The following is a 21,920-nucleotide window of genomic DNA, read 5'->3' on the forward strand; positions in this document are numbered from 1 at the left end:
ACGTCCTCCGGCGGCGGAGGAGGCACGGGCGGCAACAGCACCCCCACCGACGGGACCAGCCCCAGCTCCAGCCCCACCCCGGCCTGCCAGTCCATCGGCGGCGGCAAGTACAACTGCCAGGTGTGGCGCACCGCCAAGTCCTACACCGCGTCCGGCACCGAGGTGGGTGTGCTCGGCACGGGCACCAACTACTTCTACTGCCAGGTGAATCTGGGCCGCCGTGAGACCTACGGCCAGTGGACCAACGTCTGGTGGGCGAAGACGGACGACGACAGCGGCAACACGAACGTCTATGTCAGCGACGTCTACATCAAGGGCGGGGGCAACGACGAACCGGTCCCGGGGCTGCCGGTCTGCTGAGGCCGTACGAAGCGCTCCAGACCGGACACCGTCACCAGCCCCTCCTCCCGGAACAGTCGCGTACCCCGCTCGCACAACTCCCGGTCGGCGCGTGCCCGTACACAGAACTCCTCCGGCGTCCGCCCGAACAGCTTCCTCAACTCCGTTGAGGCGGCGAGGAGTTCGGTGAGCAGCGCGCGCTCACCGGGATGTCGGCGGGGGACACCCGTGCCGTCCCGGAGCACCCCGTGCCGGTTGACGTAGACATGCGCGCCCCGCAGTGACTCCCCGGAGTCCGACGACGTGAAACCGAACTCGGGCCCGGTCAACCACGCCCGGTCGTACGCCACTTCACTCGCGTCCACCACCGTCAGCTGCCGTGCGTCGAACCAGGTGACGAACAACTCCCGCACAGCACCCGGTGAGTTGACCGGCGACGCGGAGACATAGCCCACGCGGCTCACATGCGCCGAGACGCCGACATCGACGCCGGTGACCCGTACCTTCACCATCGGGACGGGGGAGTCGATCCCGAACTCGGTCATCTTGTGCCGCAGTTGACCGGGACAGGCGTTGGAGCCGATGGCGAGGACCGGAGTGCGGTCCTCGTACGTGACGCGGTCGTCGAGGGGCAACAGCCGGTCCCCGACGAGGAGTCCGGACTCGGTGGGCCATGCGCCCGGGTAGTCGAGCGGGAACTCGCGCGGTGCCCGGGCCAGCCCCAGGGCCTCCAGCGTACGGTCGTTCACGGGCCGGCTCAGTCCGACGGCGGCAGCTCGCCCGAGCCCCGGGTGATCAGCCGGGTCGGCAACTCGATGCGTTCCGGGGCGATGAGCGTGCCGTCCAACTGGCGGAAGAGACGATCGGCGGCGGTACGGCCGAGGGCCGCCGCGTCCTGGGCGACGACGGTCACGCCGGGCTGGAGCAGGTCGGCGAGTTCGAAGTCGTCGAAGCCCACGAGGGCGATCCGCCGGGCCTGTTCGGCGAGGACGCGGACGACGGTGACCGTCACGCGGTTGTTGCCCGCGAAGATCGCGGTGACGGGGGAGGGGCCGGACAGCATGTCCTCGGCGGCCCGGCGCACCCGCACGGGGTCGGTCACACCGAGGGACATCCAGGAGTCCTCGACCGCTATCCCGGCGTCCTCCATGGCGGCCCGGTAGCCGCGCAGGCGCTCGGCGGCCGTGTGGATGCGGGGCATGTCGCCGATGAAGCCGATGCGCCGGTGGCCGTGCGAGATGAGGTGGGTGACCCCCTCGTGTGCGCCGCCGTAGCTGTCGGACAGGACGACATCGGCGTCGATCTGTCCGGCCGGACGGTCCACGAACACGGTCGCGACGCCCGCCTTGATCTCCGGCTCCAGATAACGGTGGTCGTCCCCGGCCGGGATCACCACCAGGCCGTCCACCCGACGGGCGCACAACGCGAGCACCAACTCCTGCTCGCGGTCCGGGTCTTCGGCGCTGGAGCCGTTGATCAGGAGGGCGCCGTGGGCGCGGGCCACTTCCTCGACCGCGCGGCTGAGGGGGCCGTAGAACGGGTCGGCGAGGTCCTCCAGGACGAGGCCGATGCTGGCCGTGCGACCCTTGCGCAGGACGCGGGCGCTGTCGTTGCGCCGGAACCCCAGTGCGTCGATGGCCTCCTGGACGCGGCGCTCGGTGTCGGGCGTGACGCCCGGCTCGCCGTTGACCACCCGCGACACCGTTTTCAGGCCGACACCGGCGCGCGCGGCCACGTCCTTCATGGTCGGACGGTTGCCGTAGCGGTTCTCGGGGCGGCGGGCGGTCTCTGGCACGATGCGCTGTCCTGTCCTGTCGTCCACGGGGGATGCATAGGTCCATGGGTTTGTATGAGGATGTGGCGTCGAGCATAGAGCCTGGACAACGTTGTCATATGCGAGAGAGACTGTCCACCGATATCAACGGCCTGCGCCCCCACCGCGAGACCGGTCCAACTCACCTTCTGGTGGTTCTCATGTTTGACGGGGAGATCTGACACTGATGCACACCGACCTCGTGGCCGCGCTCGACATCGGCGGCACCAAGATCGCCGGGGCGCTGGTGGACGGCCACGGCAAGATCCTGGTGCGCGCGCAGCGCCCGACGCCCTCGCAGGACGACGGCGACACCGTGATGCGGGCCGTGGAGGAGGTGCTCGCGGAACTCACCGCATCGCCCTCGTGGTCCCGCGCGAGCGCCCTCGGCATCGGCAGCGCGGGTCCCGTGGACGCCTCCGCGGGCACCGTGAGCCCCGTCAACGTGCCCGGCTGGCGCGACTATCCGCTCGTGGAGCGGGTGCGTGCGGCGACCGGGGGCCTGCCCGTGGAGCTGATCGGCGACGGCGTGGCGATCACGGCGGCCGAGCACTGGCAGGGAGCGGCGCGCGGGCACGCCAACGCGCTGTGCATGGTGGTCTCCACCGGAGTCGGGGGCGGTCTCGTCCTCAACGGGCAGCTGCATCCCGGGCCGACGGGCAACGCGGGCCACATCGGCCACATCAGCGTGGACCTGGACGGCGACGCCTGTCCGTGCGGTTCGCGCGGCTGTGTGGAGCGGATCGCCAGTGGTCCCAACATCGCCCGGCGGGCGGTCGAGGGCGGCTGGCGTCCGGGTCCGGACGGTGACACCTCGGCCGCCGCGGTGGCCGCCGCCGCCCGCGCGGGCGACCCGGTCGCCGTCGCCTCCTTCGAGCGGGCCGCGCAGGCATTGGCAGCCGGTATCGCGGCCACCGCGACCCTCGTCGAGATCGACATCGCCGTGATCGGCGGGGGTGTCGGCAAGGCGGGCGACGTGCTCTTCACGCCGCTGCGCAAGGCGTTGAGCGACTACGCGACGCTGTCCTTCGTACGGCGGCTGACGGTGACGCCGGCCCAGATGGGCACGGACGCCGGGCTGGTGGGAGCGGCCGCGGCCGCGCTCGCCGGGCAGGCGAGCAGCGCGACCGCGGCCGGGGTGTGAGGCGCGGAACGGACGAAACGTTCGTGCAGTGCCCTACGCCCTTGTCCGGCACGTGAGTTGTACGTAGCTCAGCAAGTGAGCTGCGCGTCCGCCCAGTCCGCGTGGTCCGAGTCGATCCCGTCGCCGCCGTCGGTGACGACGAGTCGGACCACCTGGGCGCCGGTCACGTCCGCCGTGATCGGCTGGGCGGGCATCGCGTTGGTGAGGACGCCGGTCGAGGCGACCTTTGTGCCGTCCGCCCAGATCTCGAAGGCGACGGTCCCGTTGGCGCCCTTCTCGTCGTCCACACCGACGTCGGCGGTGACCTTCTCGCACGACTTCCCGGTGTAGTACTCCACCTCGCTCTCGGCGTGCACACCGAGCCCCTTGGCGTAGACGACTCCGCCGAGCGTGATCGGATTGCCGTCCCCGGCCGCGCTCTCCCCGTTGCTCGTGTTGCGCTCAACGGGCCCCCATCCATTGGCCGTCGACATCCACGGCAGGTCACCGAGGTACGAGGTGCCCGCAGGGGGAGCGACCACCACGGACGCGGTGAACGGCAGGGTGCTGGTGACGCGCGTACCGCTCGGCGAGCGGTAACTCGCCTTCAGCGCAAGGTCGTACGACCCCGTGGGTGTCCCCGGGGGAGCGGTGACCGTCCACTTGGTGCGCAGCGACCTGCCGGTCGGCACGGCCTTCGCGGTCGTCGACGATTTGGGCCGGATCTTCCAGCTGGCGGGCCCGGTCAGGGTCACCGAGACGTGCTCGGCGGTCGTCCGGCCGAGGTCGGTCACCGTCGTCGTGAGCGGGGTCGCGGTCGCCGCCTGGACCAACGGGGAGCTGCCCAGGCCGAGTTCGACGGCGGGCGGGTTCTTGACCGACTGCCGGTCGGCGAAGACCCGTACGAGGACGGTGCCGTGGGCCGGGACGGTCGCGGAGATCGTGCCCGCGGTGTTGTAGCTCTTGTGCTGCCACAGGTCGCGCAGGGTGTAGGCGCGGGCGTTCGGGAGGCCGACGTCCGTCGCGGTGGTGGCGATGCGCTGGGCGGTGCCGGACTCGTTGAAGAGCGCGACCGTGCGGCTGCCGTCCTTCATCTCCTTGGCGACGACCCAGCGTCCGCCCTCGGACGTGACAACGTTGCCCTGCTTGCCCAGCGGGTCCTGGTCGACCGCGATGACCTCCTTGTTGTCGAGGATGCCGAAGGTCGCGTCGGTCGCCTTGCGCAGGTCCGAGCCGATGAGGAGCGGCGCGGCCATGATCGACCACATCGAGAAGTGCGAGCGGTACTCGGTGTCCGTCATCCCGCCGTTGCCGACCTCCAGCATGTCGGGGTCGTTCCAGTGCCCGGGTCCGGCGTACTGCGCGAGCGGCAGGTTCTGCTTGAGGATCGACAGCATCGAGCCCCAGTTGTCGCTGATGTCACCGGTGGTGCGCCACAGGTGCCCGACGTCCGAGGCCCACTCCCAGGGCTTGTTCTCGCCCCATTCGCAGATGCTGAAGACGATGGGCCGGCCGGTCGCCTTCAGGGCGTCGCGCATGGTGGTGTAGCGCGACTTGGCGTCCACGCCCTGGTTGTTGCAGTTGTCGTACTTGAGGTAGTCCACGCCCCAGTCGGCGAACTGCCGTGCGTCGCTGTACTCGTGGCCCAGAGCACCGGGGAAACCGGCGTCGTTGCAGGTCTTGGTGCCCGCGCTCGTGTAGATGCCGAGCTTGAGCCCCTTGGAGTGCACATAGTCCGCGACGGCCTTGATGCCGTGCGGGAAGCGGACCGGATCGGGGACGAGTTCGCCGTCGGCGTCACGGGACGGCAGGGCCCAGCAGTCGTCGAGGTTGACGTACTGGTAGCCGGCCGCCTTGAGGCCCTTGGCGACGAAGAGGTCCGCGATTCCCTCGACCATGGACTCGTTGAACTCGGCGCGGCAGTTGGTGGAGTTCCAGTTGTTGAAACCCATCGGAGGTGTGAGCGCCTGACCGTCGGCCAGGGCGGGGGAGGCGGGGTCCTGTACGGGGGTGGCGACCGCGGGCACGGCGAGGCCCGCCGTGCACAACAGCCCTGCTGCGAGCACTCCTACCACTCTTCGGCGGGTCGTGCGGGTGTGGGGGTGACGCATGGTGACGTTCCTCCGGACTCGCGAGAGATGGGATTACTTCCTGTGCATGTCATGTGCGCGATTACGGTAGGACGTGTCGAACTCTGTTGGAAGAGTTGCGTATTTATTGTTCGACTTTCCATCGCGCGAGTTTTGAACACGTTCAACTCTCTGCGCTAGGCTCGCCCCCGAACAGAAGGGGGAGCCCTGTGAAGATCGTCATTCCCGGCGGCACGGGACAGGTGGGCGCGATCCTCGACCGCGCCCTGACCGAGGCCGGCCACGAGGTCGTCGTCCTCACCAGGCGGCCGAAGCGCGACCGCGAGGTGTGGTGGGACGGCGAGACCCTGGGCTCCTGGGCCCGGGAGATCGACGGCGGCGACGTCGTGATCAACCTGGCGGGCCGCAGCGTCAGTTGCCGCTACACCCCCGCCAACCTCAAGGCCATGATGGACTCGCGCGTGCGCTCCGCCCGGGTCGTCGGCGAGGCGATCGCGGCCGCCGCGCACCCGCCGCGCGTCTGGCTGCAGATGAGCACCGCGACCGTCTACGCCCATCGCTACGACGCCCCCAACGACGAGGCCACCGGCCTGATCGGCGGCGCCGAACCGGACGTCCCCGGCTACTGGTCGTACAGCGTCGAGATCGCCAAGAACTGGGAACGCGAGCAGGAGCGCGCCGTCACCCCGGGCACCCGCAAGGTGGCCCTGCGCGCCGCCATGGTGATGAGCCCCGACCGGGGCGGTGTCTTCGACGTCCTGCAAGGGCTGGCCCGGCTCGGGCTCGGCGGTCCGGTCGCGGGCGGCGCCCAGTACGTGTCCTGGATCCACGACCAGGACTTCGTCCGCGCGGTGGAGTTCCTTGTGGCTCGGGAGGACATCGCCGGGCCGGTCAACCTCGCCGCCCCGGGGCCGCTACCGCAACGCGCCTTCATGCGCGTCCTGCGCGCCGCCCGGGGCATCCCCGTGGGCCTGCCCGCCACCAGGTGGATGGCCGAACTGGGCGCCTTCGCGCTGCGCTCGGACACCGAACTCCTCCTGAAGAGCCGGCGGGTCGTCCCTGGGCGGTTGCTGGCGGAGGGCTTCACCTTCGACCATCCGCAGTGGCCCGAGGCGGCCGTGGACCTCGTACGACGGTCGCGCGGCGGGGCGGTTTCCACCCGGCGGCCGGTCCGGGCGTGACCCCCGCGCGCTTCGTCAGTTGAACGGGGCATGAAGAAGCGCAGCATGCTCGCCATCGCCTCCCTCGCCACCGGGTTCGTCGTCGCCGCGATCACTCCGTCGCACTCCCACGACCACGACGTACTCGGCGATCTCAACGTCAAGGACACCGTGGGCTCCATGGACCACCTCGTCAGCGACGGCAGTCTCGCCGTCGACGAGAACTCCCTGGGGCAGAACACCTGATACCGGCCGGAAATGCTCGGCGCCGGTGCCCCGTCGGAGGGGGCGCCGGCGCCGTCGTATGTACGCCCTCAACTGCGGCTGGTTTCCGTGGCAGGGTGGAACGGGCAAGCCTCAGGGGGCCAACAGAAGAGGGGGACCTGTGACCGTCGTCTGGATCAACGGCGCGTTCGGTGCAGGCAAGACCAGCACCGCACGGGAACTGATCGACCTGATCCCGAACAGCACGTTCTTCGACCCCGAGATCATCGGCGGAGCACTTCCGAACCTGCTCCCGCCCAAGCACCTCGCGGAGGTCGGCGACTTCCAGGACCTGCAGATCTGGCGACGGCTCGTGATCGACACGGCCGCCGCCATGCTCGCCGAGCTCGGCGGGACCCTCGTCGTCCCGATGACCCTGCTGCGCCAGGAGTACCGCGACGAGATCTTCGGCGGCCTCGCGGCCCGCCGGGTCGCGGTCCGGCATGTTCTCCTGGCACCGGCGGAAACGATCCTGCGCGAGCGAATAGCCAGCCGGGAGATCCCGCCGGACCTCCCCGACGGCGAGCTGCGGATGCAGCAGTGGGCGTACGACCACATCGAGCCGTACCGCGCCGCACTCGCCTCCTGGCTCACCGCCGACGCTCATCTCGTCGACACCAGTGCCCTCACCCCGTACGAGACGGCCTGCCGGATCGCCGACGCCGTCGGCAGCGGTACCGTCCCGGTCTGCGACATCGTGCAGACCCCGGAGCCCACCTCCGAGACCATCGCGGCCGGCGTGCTCCTCTTCGACGAAGAGGACCGGGTGCTGCTCGTCGACCCCACCTACAAGGCCGGCTGGGAGTTCCCCGGCGGCGTCGTCGAACCCGGCGAGGCACCCGCCCGGGCCGGCATGCGCGAAGTCACCGAGGAGACCGGCCTCGTCCTCGACGACGTACCCCGGCTGCTCGTCGTCGACTGGGAACCACCCGCACCACCCGGCTACGGCGGTCTGCGCCTCCTCTTCGACGGCGGTCGGCTGGGCGCCGCCGAGGCGGACCGACTGCTGTTGCCAGGACCGGAGTTGCGCGGCTGGTGCTTCGCCAGCGAGCAGGAGGCCGCCGACCTGTTGCCGCCGGTCCGCTACGAGCGCCTGCGGTGGGCGTTGCGCGCCCGGGAGCGGGGGGCCGCGCTCTATCTGGAGGCGGGTGTACCGGTTGGCTGACGACTCGTCAATTTGCTTGCTGATCAACGATGTTGAACGGGACTTTGCCTTTTCGGGGACGCCACCTGGCGATTTTGCGGGGCATGGGTCATTCCGATAACAAAGCGAGGGCGAATTGTCGCCGTCCCGGTATGAACAAGAACGTGAAGAAGGTACATCGGAGCTCTAACGTCTTTGCGCAGCTCAGTTCTCTCGCGGCCGCCGGCCGCCTCGACGGGACCGGACATTTCGCCGGTCGAAGGAGAGGAACATGCGCGCGCCATCCTCGGCCCTGACCCGGGCCCTCACTCTCGCCGCCGGGCTCACCCTGGTGCTCACCGCCTGCAGCAGTGGCGGCGGTGGGGGCGGCAGCCCCAGCAAGGGCAGCTCGGCCGGACTCACGTCCTGCAACACCGTGGGCCAGGCCAACACCTGCAACTCGGCCGCCACCAAGTCCGGCGGAACGTACACCTATGTGCTGGAGAAGAACATCCAGCAGTGGAACGTCCAGGACGTCAACGGCAACACCTTCGAGAACGGGGAGGCCCTGGAGGTCGTCCTGCCGCAGGTGTTCGTGCCACAGCCGGACTTCACCGTCGTCCTCAACACCGACCTGGTGACCTCGGCGACGCAGACCAGCACCAGCCCGCAGACCATCGTCTACAAGATCAACCCGAAGGCGGCGTGGAACGACGGGACGCCCATCACCGCCGACGACTTCACGTACTACTGGCGCACCAACAACGGCAAGGACTGTCCGCCGCCGCCCGCCAGTGACTCCAGCCAGACCCATGGCTGTCTGCCGCAGAGCACCGCGGGTTACGACCGGATCAAGTCCCTCACCCCGTCCGACAACGGCAAGACCGTCACCATGGTGATGTCGAAGCCGTACTCCGACTGGAAGTCCCTGTTCGGCGCGGGCTATCCGCTCTACCCGGCCCACACCGCGGAGAAGCTCTCCGGCGCCAAGGTCGGTGACGCCGCCGCCATGACGGCCACTCAGATGGCGCAGGCCTGGCAGTACTTCCTGAAGACGCCGCCCACCAAGTACCCCACCGCGGGCGCCTACAAGATGCAGCAGTGGGTCGACAACGACCACGCCACCTACGTACCCGACCCCAAGTGGACCGGCGCCAAGAAGGCGACCCTCCAGCGGCTCATCTTCAAGGTGATCTCGGACGCCACCCAGGAGCCAACGGCCCTGAAGAACAACGAGGTTCAGGGCATCTATCCGCAGCCCGAGGTCGACCTGGTCAACCAGGTCAAGGACATTCCCGGCATCACCTACAACATCGGCAACGGGCTGACCTGGGAGCACTTTGACCTGAACCTGCACAACCCGGTGCTCGGCAAGTATCTGGCACTGCGGCAGGCGATGTTCACGGCGATCAACATCAAGGACATCATCGCCAAGACGGTCGGCCAGTTCGACCCGGCCGTGAAGCCGCTCGGCAACCACAACTTCGTTCCCGGGCAGGCCGGTTACAAGGACGTGGTCACCGGCACCGGTCAGGGGTCGGGTGACCTGACGAAGGCGAAGGCGGATCTCACGGCCGCCAAGTTCACCGGGGTGGGCACGGCGTTGAAGACACCTGACGGCAAGACCGTCGGCCCCTTCAACTGCCGCTACACCACCGGCAACCAGATCCGGCAGAGCGAGTGCCAGATCCTGCAGAGCAACCTGGCGAGCCTCGGCATCAAGGTCACCATCAAGCCGATCGGCGCCGCCGACCTCGGCACGGTCCTCGCCGGGCACCAGTACGACATCATCGTCTTCGCCTGGGTCGCGGCACCGTTCCCGACCAGCAACGCCCAGCAGAACTGGTTCACCGGCGGTGGCGGCAACTACGGCGGCTACAGCAACAAGACGGCCGACTCCCTGATCTCCCAGGCCGTGGGCGAGACGGACGCGACCAAGGCCGCGGCCCTCCTCAACCAGGCCGACCAGCTCATGGTGAACGACGCCTACGTCCTGCCACTCTACCAGAAGCCGACGTTCTTCGCCTCGCAGACACGGTTCGTGAACATGCGGAACAACTCCACCAACGTGGGACCGGCCTACAACACCGGCACGTGGGGTCTGAAGAAGTAGCCCACAGCCAGAGGGAATTGCTCCACCGGCACGCCCGTCGAGCCCGGCCCCGGCGACACCGGGGCCGGGCCCCGACCACGGACGGCATCACCGACCCGCCGGCCTCCGAGAGAAGACCGCATGCTCGCCTACACCGTGCGCCGCATCCTCGTCTCCATACCCGTCCTCATCGTCTCGACGTTCATCGTGTTCCTCGTCGTCATCAACTCCGGTGACCCGGTGGCCAATTTCGCCACCTCACGGCAACCCGCGCCCAGCAAGGCGGCGGTGGCCGCCTTCGCCCGGCACATCCACGCCAACCAGCCGGTGATGGAACGCTATTGGAACTGGATCACCGGGGTCCTGCACGGCGACTTCGGCCCGTCCGTGCAGGCCAACCTGAACATCGGACACGACCTGTTCACCCGCTTCAAGGTGACCATCACCCTGGTCGCCGCGGCCATGATCCTCGCGCTGATCATGGCCGTCGTCTTCGGCGTGTTCAGCGCCATCCGCCAGTACTCCGCGGCCGACTACACCATCACCTTCTTCGGCTTCCTCTTCCTCGCCATGCCCGTGTTCTGGTTCGCGGTCCTCCTCAAGCAGGCCGGAATCTGGCTCAACGAGAAGACCGGCAGCCAGTTCCTCGGCACCATCGGCGAGAAGTCCCCGTACCTCGAAGTCGACACCACCTGGAACGAGTTCACCGATCACGTGGGCCATCTGATCCTGCCCACCATCACCCTCGCCCTGGTCTCCTTCGCGTCCTGGACCCGCTACACCCGCGCCTCCATGCTGGAGGTTCTCAACAGCGACTACGTACGGCTCGCCCGCGCCAAGGGACTTCGGCGCGGCAGGGTGATGACCCGGCACGCGCTGCGCACCGCCCTCATCCCGCTGGCCACCGTCACCGCGCTCGACATCGCGATCATCCTGGGCGGCGCGGTGATCACGGAGACGATCTTCCAGTGGCACGGCATGGGCGAGATGCTGGTGCAGGCGGCCACCACGCTCGACGTCTACCGCACCATGGCCTGGCTGTTGCTCTCCGCCGTCGTCGTCATCGGGTTCAACCTCATCGCCGATCTCCTCTACGCCGTACTCGACCCGAGGATCCGCTATGACTGACATCGAGGCACCGGGTCCGGCGGGCACTCAACTGCCGCCGGGCGACCATGAGTTCACCGTACGACAGCGCACCCAGACCCAGCTGGTGCTGCGCCGCTTCGTGCGGCACCGGGCCGCGATGGTCAGCCTGGTCGTGTTCGTGCTGATCCTGCTGTGGGCGTTCATCGGCCCGCACCTGTGGCACTACTCCTACGAGAAGTACACCGAGGACAACTCCAAACCGCCGTCCTGGAAGCACCCGTTCGGCACCAACTCCTCGGGATACGACGCCTACGCACAGGTCATGCGCGGCACCCAGACCTCACTGAAGATCGCCATCATGATCGCGCTCGGCTCCACCCTGCTGGGCGCGATCTGGGGCGCCATCGCCGGCTTCTACCGGGGCGTCGTCGACGCCGTCATGATGCGCATCGCCGATCTCGTGCTGACGCTGCCCCTGTTCGCGATCGCCCTGGTCATCTCCTCCCGTACCGGCGGCTCCTGGTACTGGATCGCCCTCGTCATCGCCGGACTCACCTGGGCATACGTGGCCCGGGTGGTGCGCTCCTCGGTGCTGTCGCTGCGCGAGAAGGAGTTCATCGAGGCGGCGCGGGCGCTCGGCGCCTCCGACGTGCGGATCATCTTCCGGCATCTGCTGCCCAACGCCCTCGGCCCGATCATCGTCAACGCGACGATCCTGGTGGCCACCGGCATCCTCACCGAGACCGCGCTCTCCTTCCTCGGCTTCGGCGTCCAACCCCCCGACACCTCCCTGGGGTTGCTGGTCTCCCAGGCGCAGACGGCGGTCGACACCCGCCCCTGGCTCTTCTACATCCCCGGCGCGTTCATCATCGCCATCGCGCTGACCATCAACTTCATCGGCGACGGACTGCGCGACGCCTTCGACCCCCGGCAGCAAAGGGTGCGACAGTGACGACCACGAGTCATGGAGTGCGCGAGGTCCCCGTGACCTCCGCCGTGCTCGAAGTCGAGGACCTCAGCGTGGAGTTCGGCACGGAGGACGGGACGGTACGGGCCGTACGCGGCGTCGGCTACCGGCTCGACCGCGGCGAATCGCTGGGCATCGTCGGCGAGTCCGGGTCCGGGAAGTCGGTGACCGCCCTCGCCGTGATGGGTCTGCTGCCGACCGGCGCCAAGGTACGCGGCTCGGTCCGCTTCGAGGGCACCGAGCTGCTCGGACTGTCCGACGCGCGCCTGTCCGACCTGCGCGGCAGCGGCATCGCCATGATCTTCCAGGACCCTATGACCTCACTCAACCCCGTCTACAACGTGGGCTACCAGATCAGCGAGACCCTGCTCCGCCACAACCCCGAGATGAAACACAAGGACGCCCGCAAACGGGCCGTCGAACTCCTCGGCACCGTCGGCATCCCCAGCCCCGAACGGCGCGTCGACAGCTACCCGCACGAGATGTCCGGCGGCATGCGCCAGCGCGTCGTCATCGCGATCGCCATGGCCAACGACCCGGACGTGATCATCGCCGACGAACCGACCACCGCCCTCGACGTCACCGTGCAGGCGCAGATCCTCGAAGCCCTGGAGACCGCCCGCGCCGAGACCGGCGCGGCCCTCGTCCTCATCACCCACGACCTGGGTGTGGTGGCCGGCCACACCGACCGGGTCGCGGTCATGTACGCGGGCCGGATAGTGGAGACGGGGTCGGTCGAGGACATCTTCTACACCCCGCGCATGCCCTACACCCTGGGCCTGCTCGGCTCCCTGCCCCGCCTCGACCGCGAGGAGGCACGACTCACCCCCATCACCGGCTCACCGCCCAGCCTGCTCAACCTGCCGCCCGGCTGCCCCTTCGCCCCCCGCTGCCCGATGCGCCGGGATGTCTGCGACACCGACGAACCCGCACTCCGCAGGGCCGGCGGCGACCTGCACCTCAGCGCCTGCCACTTCGCCGACGAACTCGTCGACACCGGCGCGGATCAGGTCTTCGACGCGGTCGGCGCGGACACCGAGGCCCTGGCCCGCTTCGCCGACGCGGCCCCCGCCACGAACCCCGAGGAGGACGCCGTATGACCGCGCCCGCGCAGGCCGTCACCCCTCTGCCGCCGCTGCCCGGCCACGGCGGCACCGGCGAACCGGTCCTCCAGGTACGGGACTTGGTCAAGCACTTCCCGGTCATGTCCAAGGGCGTCATCCGCCGCCGCGTCGGCGATGTGCACGCCGTCTGCGGAGTCTCCTTCGACCTCCACGAGAACGAAACCCTGGGCCTGGTCGGGGAGTCGGGATCCGGCAAGACCACGATCTCCCGCACCGTCCTCGGTCTGGAACGGGCGACCGCTGGCCAGGTCCGCTATCAGGGGCATGAGCTGACCGAACTGAGCAGACGTCAGATGCGGCCCCTGCGGCGGGAGTTGCAGATCGTCTTCCAGGACCCGTACGCCTCGCTCGACCCCCGGATGACCGTCCACGAGATCGTCGCCGAACCGCTGCGCATCCACGGGCGGTACGGGTCCGGAGCGGGCGCCGAGGTGAGCGAACTCCTGCGACTGGTCGGGCTCAACCCCGAGCACGGCAACCGCTTCGCCCACGAGTTCTCCGGCGGCCAGCGCCAACGCATCGGCATAGCAAGGGCGTTGGCCCTGCGCCCCAAGGTCGTCATCCTCGACGAACCGGTGTCGGCCCTGGACGTGTCGATCCAGGCCGGTGTCCTCAACCTCCTGATGGACCTGCAGAGCGAACTCAGCCTGTCCTTCCTGTTCGTGGCCCACGACCTGTCGGTGATGCGGCACGTGGCGGGCCGGGTGGCCGTCATGTACCTGGGCCGCCTGGTCGAGATCGCCCCCGCCCGACAGCTCTTCGCCCGCCCGGCACATCCGTACACCCAGGCCCTGGTCTCGGCCATCCCGCTGCCCGACCCGCGCAAGGAACGCGCCCGGAAACGGATCACCATCCAGGGCGACGTCCCGAGCCCGGTCCGCCCGCCGAGCGGCTGCCGGTTCCGCACGCGGTGCCCGAAGTTCGCCAACCAGCTGACCGAGAGCGAACGCGCGTCCTGCGTCGATGAGGTGCCGGCGCTGGTGGACCGGGGCGGGGGGAACCCGGTCGCCTGTCACTACGCGGAGAGCGTGGAGTTGTTGTAGGCGCGGTCCAGTTCGTCGTCGGGGTACGGAGTGAGCCGACTCTCGTTCTGCACACGGCGGTTGAAGTCGGCCAGTACGGCGGTGAGCGGCGCGTGCCGGGTGATGATCGAGGCGGCGGCTTCGGGGATTCCGCCGGGCCGCTCGCCGTCGGCGCAGGCGCGCACGAAGGCCTCGCGCTCTGGAAGGTTGTACCCGTACAGGGCGACGACGAGCCAGTTCACCAGCCGGGCGGTGGCGTAGGAGCGGTCGTAGTGCCGGTGCCGGTCGAGGAACTCCCGTTCCTCGGGGGCGAGTCGGAAGCGCGATGAGACCGCCAGGCCGAAGTCGGTGAGGTAGAGCTGTCGGCCGTCGGTGAGGATGTTCTCGAAGTGGGCGTCGAAATGCAGCAGTCGGCGCTCGTGGAGGAATTCCGTGGTGCTCTTGAGCTGCTGCTCCACGAGGCTGCAGGCGGCGTCCGGATCGCCGGTGCGCAGCTGGTCGTCGAACCAGTCGTGCAGCGTGTGCGGGAAGTGCTCGACGAACAGCGTCAGGCTCGCGCTCGCCGTGCGCCGTGCCTCGATGTGCTCGCGCACCTGTCGGCTGCCGCCCCAGTAGGCCACGACCCTTTCCACATCCGCCAGTTCCTTGTGCAGCGGCTGGGGCGTGTCGGGCAGTACCCGCCAGTGGTACATGAGCGGAAAGCCCGGGAACCGGTCCGCCAGCACCCAGTTCGTGGTCATCGTGTGCACGGCCAGCTCCCGCCAGACACCGAAGCCCGGACTTCCGAGGCCGTAGTGGCAGTAGGCCGGCATTCCGAAGACATTGGCCGTCGACCGGACGTTCTCCGCCCGCCGCTCCACATCCGTGAGCGGCATCCGCTTCACGAACACTTTTCTGCCGTCCACCTCGATCAGCGCCGAGCGCCCGCCGATACCGGTCCCCAACGGCGTTCCCGCGTCGACCAGTTCGGCGAGTTCGTGGTCGGAGAGGAGGGCGAGGGAGGTGGCGATGTCGCTGTGGGCGGTGATGCGCTCGATGCGGGACATGGCACCATCCTCGTTCAGAGGGCGCCCAGCCGGACGGTCATCTCCACCGTCACCTCGTCGTCCGCGCCGAGACCAAACGGCTTCCGCACGGCGTTCTTGAGCGGCAGCAAGTAGCCGCCGTCCTTGGGGAAGAGCGACGTCGTGAACACGGCCTCGCCGATCCGCGCCTCGACGGGAATCACTCCCCAGCCGTACGAGGCCATGCCGGCGACCTCGCGGATGTCCGCCGACTCCTCGTCCGGCACGGGGACGAAGTAGTACGGCGCGGGGCCGCGCCACTCGATCACCCGGCCGGTGAAGACGAAACGGCTGCCGTCGATCTCCCCGACACCTCTCAGAATGCGCTCAGTTGGCCGCGTAGTTCTGGAGGAACAGCGCCTCCGTCACCGACAGCCGTTCCAACTCCTCCGGTGACACGCTCTCGTCGACCGCGTGGATCCGCGCCTCCGGCTCGCTGAGGCCGATGAGGAGGATCTCCGCCTGCGGGTACAGGGCGGCGAGGGTGTTGCACAGCGGGATGGAGCCGCCCTGGCCTGCGTACTGCATCTCCTCGCCCGGGTAGGCGACCGCCATCGCCTCGGCCATCGCCGTGTACGCCGGGCTCGTCGTGTCGGCGCTGAAAGGCTGGCCCTGGCCGATCTGTTCGGTGCTGACGCGGGCGCCCCACGGGGTGTGGGCCTCCAGATGGGCCTGGAGCAGCTTGGTCGCCTCGGCCGTGTCGACGCCCGGCGGGACGCGCAGGCTGACCAGCGCGCGGGCGCCGGCCTGCACGGACGGGGTGGCGCCGACGACCGGCGGGCAGTCGATGCCGAGGACCGTGACGGCCGGGCGCGCCCAGATGCGGTCGGCGACCGCGTCGGACCCGATCAGTTCGACGCCGTCCAGCACCTTGGCGTCCTCGCGGAACTGCCCCTCGTCGTACGACAGTCCGTCCCAGGTCGCGTGGGCGGCGAGCCCGTCGACGGTCGTCGAGCCGTCCTTGGCGCGCAGCGAGTCCAGCACGCGGATCAGCGCGGCCAGCGCGTCGGGCGCGGCACCGCCGAACTGGCCCGAGTGCAGGTTGCCTTCGAGGGTGTCGATCTGGACGCGCACCAGGGTCATGCCGCGCAGGGTCGAGGTGACCGTGGGCAGGCCGACGCGGAAGTTTCCTGTGTCGCCGATCACGATGGTGTCGGCGGCGAGGAGTTCGGGGTGTTCCTCGGCGTACCGCTCCAGGCCGCCGGTGCCCTGCTCCTCCGAGCCCTCGGCGATCACCTTGACGTGCACCGGGACACCGCCGTTGGCCTTGAGGGCGCGCAACGCGAGCAGGTGCATGATCACGCCGCCCTTGCAGTCGGCGGCACCGCGCCCGTACCAGCGGCCGTCGCGCTCGGTCAGTTCGAACGGCGGGGTCGTCCAGGCGGCCTCGTCGAGCGGCGGCTGCACGTCGTAGTGGGCGTACAGGAGCACGGTCTTCGCGCCCTCCGGGCCGGGCAGGTAGCCGTAGACCGACTGCGTGCCGTCCGGGGTGTCGAGCAGGGCCACGTCCTGGAAACCCTCGGCGCGCAGCGCGTCGGCGACCCAGTTCGCCGCGCCCTCGCTCTCGCTCTTCGGGAACTGGTCGAAGTCCGCCACCGACTTGAAGGCCACCAGCTCGCCGAGCTCAGTTCTTGCCCTGGGCATCAGCGAGGCGACGGTCTCGGCGACCGGATTCGACGACATGGGCACGCTCCTTGTGGGTGCGACGTTGTACGAATGATGCCGTCGATCCTCCCACAACGGCCTGGGGCGATGTCCGCCGTAGGATGCGGGGGACAGGTGCGGCAGCGGCTTGATCGGGAGCAGTAGACCATCGTGAGCAGCGAGAACTCTTCGGCGGACGACGAACAGCGGGTGTGGGACGTCGTCGTGGTGGGCGCGGGACCCGCGGGGGCCTCGGCCGCCTATGCGGCGGCCGTCGCGGGACGGCGTGTCCTGTTGCTGGAGAAAGCCGAATTGCCCCGCTACAAGACATGCGGCGGCGGCATCATCGGACCCTCGCGCGACTCCCTGCCACCCGGCTTCGAGCTGCCGTTGAAGGACCGGGTGTTCGCCATAACGTTCTCGAACAACGGGCGTTTCACGCGTACCCGCCGGTCCCGGCAGATGCTGTTCGGGCTGATCAACCGGCCCGAGTTCGATCAGCAGCTCGTCGAGCACGCGCAGAAGGCGGGCGCCGAGCTGCGCACCGGCGTCACAGTGACACGAGTCGAGCAGCACGGCTCCGCGGTGCCGGACCGCCGTACGGTCGCCGTGGTGCTGAGCGGCGGCGAGACGGTCCTCGCGCGGGCCGTCGTCGGCGCCGACGGCAGTGCCAGCCGCATAGGGGCGCACGTCGGGGTCAAGACCGACCAGGTGGACCTGGGCCTGGAGGCGGAGATCCCGGTGCCGGAGACCGTCGCCGAGGACTGGAAGGGGCGGGTCCTCATCGACTGGGGCCCGATGCCCGGGAGTTACGGCTGGGTCTTCCCGAAGGGGGACACGCTCACGGTCGGCGTGATCTCCGCGCGCGGTGAAGGCGCCGCCACCAAGCGGTACTTGGAGGACTTCATCGCCCGGCTCGGCCTCGCCGGCTTCGAACCGAGCATCTCCTCCGGGCACTTGACCCGCTGCCGGGCGGACGACTCGCCGCTCTCGCGAGGGCGGGTGCTGGTCTGTGGAGACGCGGCGGGCCTGCTGGAGCCGTGGACCCGCGAGGGCATCTCGTTCGCGCTGCGCTCGGGACGGCTCGCGGGGGAGTGGGCGGTCCGGATCGCCGAGGCGCACGACGCCGTGGACACCCGCCGCCAGGCGCTGAACTACGCGTTCGCGATCAAGGCGGGGCTCGGCGTGGAGATGAGCGTCGGCAAGAGCATGCTGGCGATCTTCGAGAAGCGCCCCGGTCTGTTCCACGCCGCCCTCACCGGCTTCCGGCCGGCCTGGAAGGCCTTCATGGACATCACCCGGGGCTCGACCACACTGGGCGAGCTGGTGCGCAGCCACCCCATGGCGCAGCGCGCGCTGACCGCCTTCGACCGCAGGACCGCGGAACCCGTCACGCCCGTGGAGGCGGTGGAGGCAGTGGAGTCCACGGAGGGCGAGGTCAGCTCCTGACCGTGACGTGGAAGACGGGGTGGTCGTCCGCGATCCCCCGCAGTTCGTCGTCGGAGGAGTCGGGGCCGACTCCTCCGAAGAACACGCCGACCTCGGCCTTCCAGCGCTTGAGGTAGGCGCGCAGCAGCGGCACCTTGTCGTCGCCGGTGACCTCGGTCGCGGTGAACGTGTCCACCTTCTTGCCGAGGCGCAGCTCGCCGCCGCCCGCAGCCCGCATGTTGTGGGTCCACTGGACGTGGCCGCGCGGGGCGACGAGGTACTGCTGTCCGTCCACCGTCAGCAGGTTCACCGGGGTGGTCCGCCACTCGCCGCTCTTGCGGCCGCGGACCGCGAGCACCCGTGAACCCCAGACGCTGAGGCCGCGGCGGGTGAACCAGGCGACGGCGCGGTTGAAGACGTTGACCGTGAACCAGCCGGGCTTCTGGACGTGCGTGCTCATGACGACTCCTGGGTTTTGGAGAGCGCGGCTCCCTTTTGTGAGCACTGCTCTCGCTCTCGGGAACAGTCTGCACCGGTTCGGCGATCCAGTGCAAGAGCGGTGCTCTCTTTTTTGTGCGCTGCTCTCGTTTGTGTGCACTGATCTGAATCCATGCCACACTTGCCCGTATGAGCACCACACAAGGCGCCCGCGCCCGAGCCAGGATCGAGGTCACCGCGGCCATCAAGGACGAGGCGCGCAGACAGCTCGCCGCCGAGGGCGCCGCGAAGCTCTCGCTGCGCGCCGTGGCCCGTGAACTGGGCATGGTCTCCTCCGCCCTGTACCGGTACTTCCCCAGCCGCGACGACCTGTTGACCGCTCTCATCATCGACGCGTACGACTCCCTGGGCGAGGCCGCGGAGACGGCACATTCCGAAGTCGCCGACGCGGCCCCGCTGCGCCGCTGGACGACCGTGTGCGAGGCGGTGCGCACCTGGGCACTCGCGAACCCGCACGAGTACGCGCTGATCTACGGCTCACCGGTCCCCGGCTATGTCGCCCCGGAGACGACCGTCCCGTCCGCGGCCCGCGTCGCCCTTCTCCTCATCGGCGTCGCCCAGGACGCCCAACGGGCCGGCACCCTCACCGAGCCCCCGCTCCCGGCAGGCCTGCGCCCCGAGGCGGACCGCATGATCGCGGACTTCGCGGGCGGCCTCCCGCCCGGGTCGGCCGTCGCCCTCGTCGCCGCGCTGGCCGAGACGTACGGGCTGGTGAGCTTCGAGCTGTTCGGGCAGTTCCGCCGGGTGGTGGAGGACCGCGGGCCGTTCTTCCGTCATGCGGTACGACGACTGGCCCTCGGGGTGGGTCTCGCGGAAGGCTGACCTAGGGGACGTACTCCCCGGGAAGTACACGTGATCGCGCCGTCCGGCTGACGACCCCGACCCCGCCCGGCGTCTAGCGTGACGTGCATGGACGAGCAGCGTGTGCGCGGCGGGGGACCGCCCCAGTGGTGGCGCCACGGACCGCCGTGGGGCGGGGAGGCGGCCCCGACCCGGTGGCCGTGGCGTTCCACGCTGCTGGTCACCGTGTTCGTGCTGGTGGGCAGCAGCTTCGCCGGGCACGGCCAGCCCGACCGCGTCCAGCTCGACCTCTACGCGCGCGTGCTGCTCGTCGCCGGATCGGTGCTGCTCCTGTGGCGTCACCGCTACCCCGTAGGGGTGGCCTTCGGGACCGTGCTCGCCGCCGTGCTCTACTTCGGGTCCGGATACCCGTACGGCCCCGTCTTCCTGCCCGTCGCGCTCGGCTGCTTCGGCGCGGTCGTCGCCGGGCGCCGCTGGGCGGCCTGGACCGCGCTCGGCGCGCTCTGGGCGTCGCACCTCCTGATCGCGCACTGGCTCTACCGGTGGCTGCCCCCGCAGCACGACCACGCGATGCCCTGGGGCCGCGAACTGGCCGTCGCCACCTGGCTGGTGGCCGTCGCCGCGATCTCCGAACTGGCCCGCACCCGCCGCGACCAGTGGGTCCGCGAGCGCGCCGAGCGCGCCCAGGCGGCCCGTCGCCGCGCCGACGAGGAGCGGCTGCGGATGGCCCGCGAACTCCACGACGTCCTCGCGCACAGCATCTCCGTCATCAACGTCCAGGCGGGCGTCGGCCTCGCGCTTCTCGACTCCGACCCCGAGCAGGCCCGTACGGCCCTCACCACCATCAAGGCCGCCAGCAAGGAGGCGCTCGGCGAGGTCCGTCAGGTTCTCGACAGCCTGCGCGCCCCGGGCGACGCGCCCCGCGCCCCGGCCCCCGGCCTCGACCGGCTGCCCGAACTGGTGCAGCAGGCGGCGAGCGCGGGCCTCACGGTCGAGGTCCAGGGAACCCCGCCCCGCCTCCCGCCCGGCACCGACCTCGCCGCCTTCCGGGTCGTCCAGGAGGCCCTCACCAATGTCGTACGGCACTCGGGTTCGCGGCACGCGCGCGTGCACGTCGAGCACGACCCCCGGGAGCTGCGGCTGCGCGTCGACGACGACGGGCCCGCGACCGGCACGGACGCCGGGGGCAGTGGCAACGGACTGGCCGGGATGCGGGAGCGGGCCGCCGCGCTCGGTGGCACCATCGAGGCGGGCCCGCGCCCGGACGGCGGCTTCCGGGTGCTCGCCGTACTGCCGTTGAAGGTCACACCGAAGGAGGACGACCGGTGATCCGGGTACTGCTCGCCGACGACCAGTCGCTGGTTCGCGCCGGCTTCAAGGCGCTGCTGGACGCGCAGCCGGACATCGAGGTCGCGGGCGAGGCCTCCGACGGCGAGGAGGCGGTGCGCAAGGTGCGCGAACTGCGCCCGGATGTCGTCCTGATGGACATCCGCATGCCGTCGCTCGACGGCCTCGCGGCGACCCGGCGCATCACGGAGGACGGCGACTTGGCGGACGTGAAGGTCGTCATGCTGACCACCTTCGAACTCGACGAGTACGTCTTCGAGGCGATCCGCTCCGGTGCCTCCGGCTTCCTCGTCAAGGACACCGAGCCGGACGAACTCCTGCGCGCCGTAAGGGCGGTGGTCGACGGCGACGCGCTGCTCTCACCTGGGGTGACCCGCCGTCTGATCGCCGAGTTCGCGGCCCGCTCCAAGGAACCGGCGACGGCCGACGCCCTCACCCAACTCACCGAGCGGGAACGGGAGGTGATGGCCCTGGTCGGTATCGGCCTCTCGAACGAGGAGATCGCCCGCCGTCTGGTCGTCAGCCCGCTCACCGCGAAGACCCATGTCAGCCGCACGATGGTGAAGCTGGGCGCCCGGGACCGGGCCCAACTGGTCGTACTGGCCTACGAGTCGGGGTTGGTCCGCCCCGGCTGGCTGGGCTGACCGGCCGCCCGCCGATACCGGTACAGCACGCTCGCCGCACGCACGAAGAACACGACGGGCAGCAGCACGAGCCCCGCCGACATCAGAACCGTCTCGACGGTGCCCGGCAGCTCGAACAGCCACACCGGACCGGCGACCGCCCCGAACACGACGACAGCCGCGAAAACCGCGCTGACCAGCGCGTACCCGATCTCGACGGTCATCGCGTCCCGCTCGGCCTGTGTGCGCCGTCCCCCGGTCATGCTCATTCCACGAGTCTCACACGCGTGCGCCCGGCGGAGCAATCGG

Annotated in this window: 21 protein-coding genes and 1 pseudogene; 14 read left to right on the plus strand and 8 right to left on the minus strand. The window is 69.8% G+C overall.

What is annotated here, in order from left to right:
• Window positions 1-360: pseudogene (locus JHN45_RS03115) on the plus strand (serine/threonine protein kinase); the annotation flags it as partial.
• Here JHN45_RS03115 and JHN45_RS03120 read toward each other — a convergent pair.
• Window positions 306-1,088, minus strand: a complete 783-nt coding sequence (locus tag JHN45_RS03120) for a hypothetical protein (protein WP_201047896.1) — start codon at window positions 1,086-1,088, stop codon at window positions 306-308. The pseudogene JHN45_RS03115 and the gene JHN45_RS03120 overlap by 55 nt on opposite strands.
• Before the next feature lie 8 nt (window positions 1,089-1,096).
• Window positions 1,097-2,134, minus strand: coding sequence for a LacI family DNA-binding transcriptional regulator (locus tag JHN45_RS03125; RefSeq protein WP_201047897.1), 1,038 nt, complete (start codon window positions 2,132-2,134; stop codon window positions 1,097-1,099).
• A gap of 205 nt (window positions 2,135-2,339) precedes the next feature.
• On the opposite strand from JHN45_RS03125, the gene JHN45_RS03130 reads away from it, so the two are divergent.
• Complete coding sequence (locus tag JHN45_RS03130; protein ID WP_201047898.1) at window positions 2,340-3,296, plus strand: ROK family protein; 957 nt, start codon at window positions 2,340-2,342, stop codon at window positions 3,294-3,296.
• A gap of 68 nt (window positions 3,297-3,364) precedes the next feature.
• Here the strand turns inward: JHN45_RS03130 and JHN45_RS03135 are convergent, their stop codons facing one another.
• Window positions 3,365-5,386 (minus strand): NPCBM/NEW2 domain-containing protein, encoded by a 2,022-nt coding sequence (locus JHN45_RS03135; protein ID WP_201047899.1) that lies wholly within the window; start codon window positions 5,384-5,386, stop codon window positions 3,365-3,367.
• 188 nt (window positions 5,387-5,574) lie between these two features.
• Here JHN45_RS03135 and JHN45_RS03140 point away from each other — a divergent pair, with 188 nt between their 5' ends.
• The 8 genes from JHN45_RS03140 (at window position 5,575) to JHN45_RS03175 (ending at window position 14,227) form a co-directional block, all read left to right on the plus strand.
• Complete coding sequence (locus JHN45_RS03140) at window positions 5,575-6,546, plus strand: TIGR01777 family oxidoreductase (RefSeq protein WP_201047900.1); 972 nt, start codon at window positions 5,575-5,577, stop codon at window positions 6,544-6,546.
• 30 nt (window positions 6,547-6,576) lie between these two features.
• Window positions 6,577-6,771, plus strand: coding sequence for a hypothetical protein (locus JHN45_RS03145; protein ID WP_200708683.1), 195 nt, complete (start codon window positions 6,577-6,579; stop codon window positions 6,769-6,771).
• Between the two features lie 139 nt (window positions 6,772-6,910).
• Window positions 6,911-7,954 (plus strand): NUDIX domain-containing protein, encoded by a 1,044-nt coding sequence (locus tag JHN45_RS03150; RefSeq protein WP_201047901.1) that lies wholly within the window; start codon window positions 6,911-6,913, stop codon window positions 7,952-7,954.
• Window positions 7,955-8,204: 250 nt separating this feature from the next.
• The gene (locus tag JHN45_RS03155; RefSeq protein WP_201047902.1) at window positions 8,205-10,025 is read left to right on the plus strand and encodes an ABC transporter family substrate-binding protein; all 1,821 of its coding nucleotides are present in this window, start codon (window positions 8,205-8,207) and stop codon (window positions 10,023-10,025) included.
• A gap of 120 nt (window positions 10,026-10,145) precedes the next feature.
• The gene (locus JHN45_RS03160; protein WP_201047903.1) at window positions 10,146-11,132 is read left to right on the plus strand and encodes an ABC transporter permease; all 987 of its coding nucleotides are present in this window, start codon (window positions 10,146-10,148) and stop codon (window positions 11,130-11,132) included.
• The gene (locus JHN45_RS03165; protein ID WP_201047904.1) at window positions 11,125-12,045 is read left to right on the plus strand and encodes an ABC transporter permease; all 921 of its coding nucleotides are present in this window, start codon (window positions 11,125-11,127) and stop codon (window positions 12,043-12,045) included. The genes JHN45_RS03160 and JHN45_RS03165 overlap by 8 nt, the downstream gene beginning before the upstream one ends.
• The gene (locus tag JHN45_RS03170) at window positions 12,042-13,160 is read left to right on the plus strand and encodes an ABC transporter ATP-binding protein (protein ID WP_307783026.1); all 1,119 of its coding nucleotides are present in this window, start codon (window positions 12,042-12,044) and stop codon (window positions 13,158-13,160) included. Before JHN45_RS03165 ends, JHN45_RS03170 begins: the two co-directional genes overlap by 4 nt.
• Window positions 13,157-14,227 (plus strand): ABC transporter ATP-binding protein, encoded by a 1,071-nt coding sequence (locus tag JHN45_RS03175; protein WP_201047905.1) that lies wholly within the window; start codon window positions 13,157-13,159, stop codon window positions 14,225-14,227. Before JHN45_RS03170 ends, JHN45_RS03175 begins: the two co-directional genes overlap by 4 nt.
• Here JHN45_RS03175 and JHN45_RS03180 read toward each other — a convergent pair.
• Genes JHN45_RS03180 through JHN45_RS03190 form a run of 3 tightly spaced genes read right to left on the minus strand, consistent with a single transcriptional unit; the run spans window position 14,200 to window position 16,953 of the window.
• Window positions 14,200-15,252, minus strand: a complete 1,053-nt coding sequence (locus tag JHN45_RS03180; RefSeq protein WP_201047906.1) for a protein kinase family protein — start codon at window positions 15,250-15,252, stop codon at window positions 14,200-14,202. The genes JHN45_RS03175 and JHN45_RS03180 overlap by 28 nt on opposite strands.
• A gap of 14 nt (window positions 15,253-15,266) precedes the next feature.
• Window positions 15,267-15,539 (minus strand): DUF1905 domain-containing protein, encoded by a 273-nt coding sequence (locus JHN45_RS03185; protein WP_307783027.1) that lies wholly within the window; start codon window positions 15,537-15,539, stop codon window positions 15,267-15,269.
• A 58-nt stretch (window positions 15,540-15,597) separates the two neighbouring features.
• Window positions 15,598-16,953, minus strand: a complete 1,356-nt coding sequence (locus JHN45_RS03190; RefSeq protein WP_201047907.1) for a dipeptidase — start codon at window positions 16,951-16,953, stop codon at window positions 15,598-15,600.
• 132 nt (window positions 16,954-17,085) lie between these two features.
• On the opposite strand from JHN45_RS03190, the gene JHN45_RS03195 reads away from it, so the two are divergent.
• The gene (locus tag JHN45_RS03195; RefSeq protein WP_200708674.1) at window positions 17,086-18,363 is read left to right on the plus strand and encodes a geranylgeranyl reductase family protein; all 1,278 of its coding nucleotides are present in this window, start codon (window positions 17,086-17,088) and stop codon (window positions 18,361-18,363) included.
• Here JHN45_RS03195 and JHN45_RS03200 read toward each other — a convergent pair.
• Complete coding sequence (locus tag JHN45_RS03200; RefSeq protein WP_200708673.1) at window positions 18,353-18,802, minus strand: nitroreductase family deazaflavin-dependent oxidoreductase; 450 nt, start codon at window positions 18,800-18,802, stop codon at window positions 18,353-18,355. The genes JHN45_RS03195 and JHN45_RS03200 overlap by 11 nt on opposite strands.
• 167 nt (window positions 18,803-18,969) lie before the next feature.
• On the opposite strand from JHN45_RS03200, the gene JHN45_RS03205 reads away from it, so the two are divergent.
• The 3 genes from JHN45_RS03205 (at window position 18,970) to JHN45_RS03215 (ending at window position 21,632) form a co-directional block, all read left to right on the plus strand.
• Window positions 18,970-19,662: a TetR/AcrR family transcriptional regulator gene (locus JHN45_RS03205; protein ID WP_201047908.1), complete on the plus strand. Its 693-nt coding sequence runs from the start codon at window positions 18,970-18,972 to the stop codon at window positions 19,660-19,662.
• An 87-nt stretch (window positions 19,663-19,749) separates the two neighbouring features.
• Window positions 19,750-20,970: a sensor histidine kinase gene (locus tag JHN45_RS03210; protein ID WP_201047909.1), complete on the plus strand. Its 1,221-nt coding sequence runs from the start codon at window positions 19,750-19,752 to the stop codon at window positions 20,968-20,970.
• Window positions 20,967-21,632, plus strand: a complete 666-nt coding sequence (locus JHN45_RS03215; RefSeq protein WP_201047910.1) for a response regulator transcription factor — start codon at window positions 20,967-20,969, stop codon at window positions 21,630-21,632. The genes JHN45_RS03210 and JHN45_RS03215 overlap by 4 nt, the downstream gene beginning before the upstream one ends.
• Here JHN45_RS03215 and JHN45_RS03220 read toward each other — a convergent pair.
• Window positions 21,593-21,880: a DUF6332 family protein gene (locus JHN45_RS03220; RefSeq protein ID WP_201047911.1), complete on the minus strand. Its 288-nt coding sequence runs from the start codon at window positions 21,878-21,880 to the stop codon at window positions 21,593-21,595. The two genes, JHN45_RS03215 and JHN45_RS03220, sit on opposite strands and share 40 nt — an antisense overlap.
• Window positions 21,881-21,920 lie beyond the last annotated feature (40 nt).

The sequence above is a fragment of the Streptomyces sp. MBT53 genome (assembly GCF_016654115.1).
In the GTDB taxonomy this organism is placed as follows: domain Bacteria; phylum Actinomycetota; class Actinomycetes; order Streptomycetales; family Streptomycetaceae; genus Streptomyces.

What these genes read in the sequence shown, in the direction of transcription:
- JHN45_RS03130 (WP_201047898.1), top strand. Translation starts at nt 2,340, where the DNA reads ATGCACACCGACCTCGTGGCCGCGCTCGACATCGGCGGCACCAAGATC.
- JHN45_RS03135 (WP_201047899.1), bottom strand. Translation starts at nt 5,386, where the DNA reads ATGCGTCACCCCCACACCCGCACGACCCGCCGAAGAGTGGTAGGAGTG.
- JHN45_RS03145 (WP_200708683.1), top strand. Translation starts at nt 6,577, where the DNA reads ATGAAGAAGCGCAGCATGCTCGCCATCGCCTCCCTCGCCACCGGGTTC.
- JHN45_RS03155 (WP_201047902.1), top strand. Translation starts at nt 8,205, where the DNA reads ATGCGCGCGCCATCCTCGGCCCTGACCCGGGCCCTCACTCTCGCCGCC.
- JHN45_RS03160 (WP_201047903.1), top strand. Translation starts at nt 10,146, where the DNA reads ATGCTCGCCTACACCGTGCGCCGCATCCTCGTCTCCATACCCGTCCTC.
- JHN45_RS03165 (WP_201047904.1), top strand. Translation starts at nt 11,125, where the DNA reads ATGACTGACATCGAGGCACCGGGTCCGGCGGGCACTCAACTGCCGCCG.
- JHN45_RS03175 (WP_201047905.1), top strand. Translation starts at nt 13,157, where the DNA reads ATGACCGCGCCCGCGCAGGCCGTCACCCCTCTGCCGCCGCTGCCCGGC.
- JHN45_RS03180 (WP_201047906.1), bottom strand. Translation starts at nt 15,252, where the DNA reads ATGTCCCGCATCGAGCGCATCACCGCCCACAGCGACATCGCCACCTCC.
- JHN45_RS03190 (WP_201047907.1), bottom strand. Translation starts at nt 16,953, where the DNA reads ATGTCGTCGAATCCGGTCGCCGAGACCGTCGCCTCGCTGATGCCCAGG.
- JHN45_RS03200 (WP_200708673.1), bottom strand. Translation starts at nt 18,802, where the DNA reads ATGAGCACGCACGTCCAGAAGCCCGGCTGGTTCACGGTCAACGTCTTC.
- JHN45_RS03205 (WP_201047908.1), top strand. Translation starts at nt 18,970, where the DNA reads ATGAGCACCACACAAGGCGCCCGCGCCCGAGCCAGGATCGAGGTCACC.
- JHN45_RS03210 (WP_201047909.1), top strand. Translation starts at nt 19,750, where the DNA reads ATGGACGAGCAGCGTGTGCGCGGCGGGGGACCGCCCCAGTGGTGGCGC.
- JHN45_RS03220 (WP_201047911.1), bottom strand. Translation starts at nt 21,880, where the DNA reads ATGAGCATGACCGGGGGACGGCGCACACAGGCCGAGCGGGACGCGATG.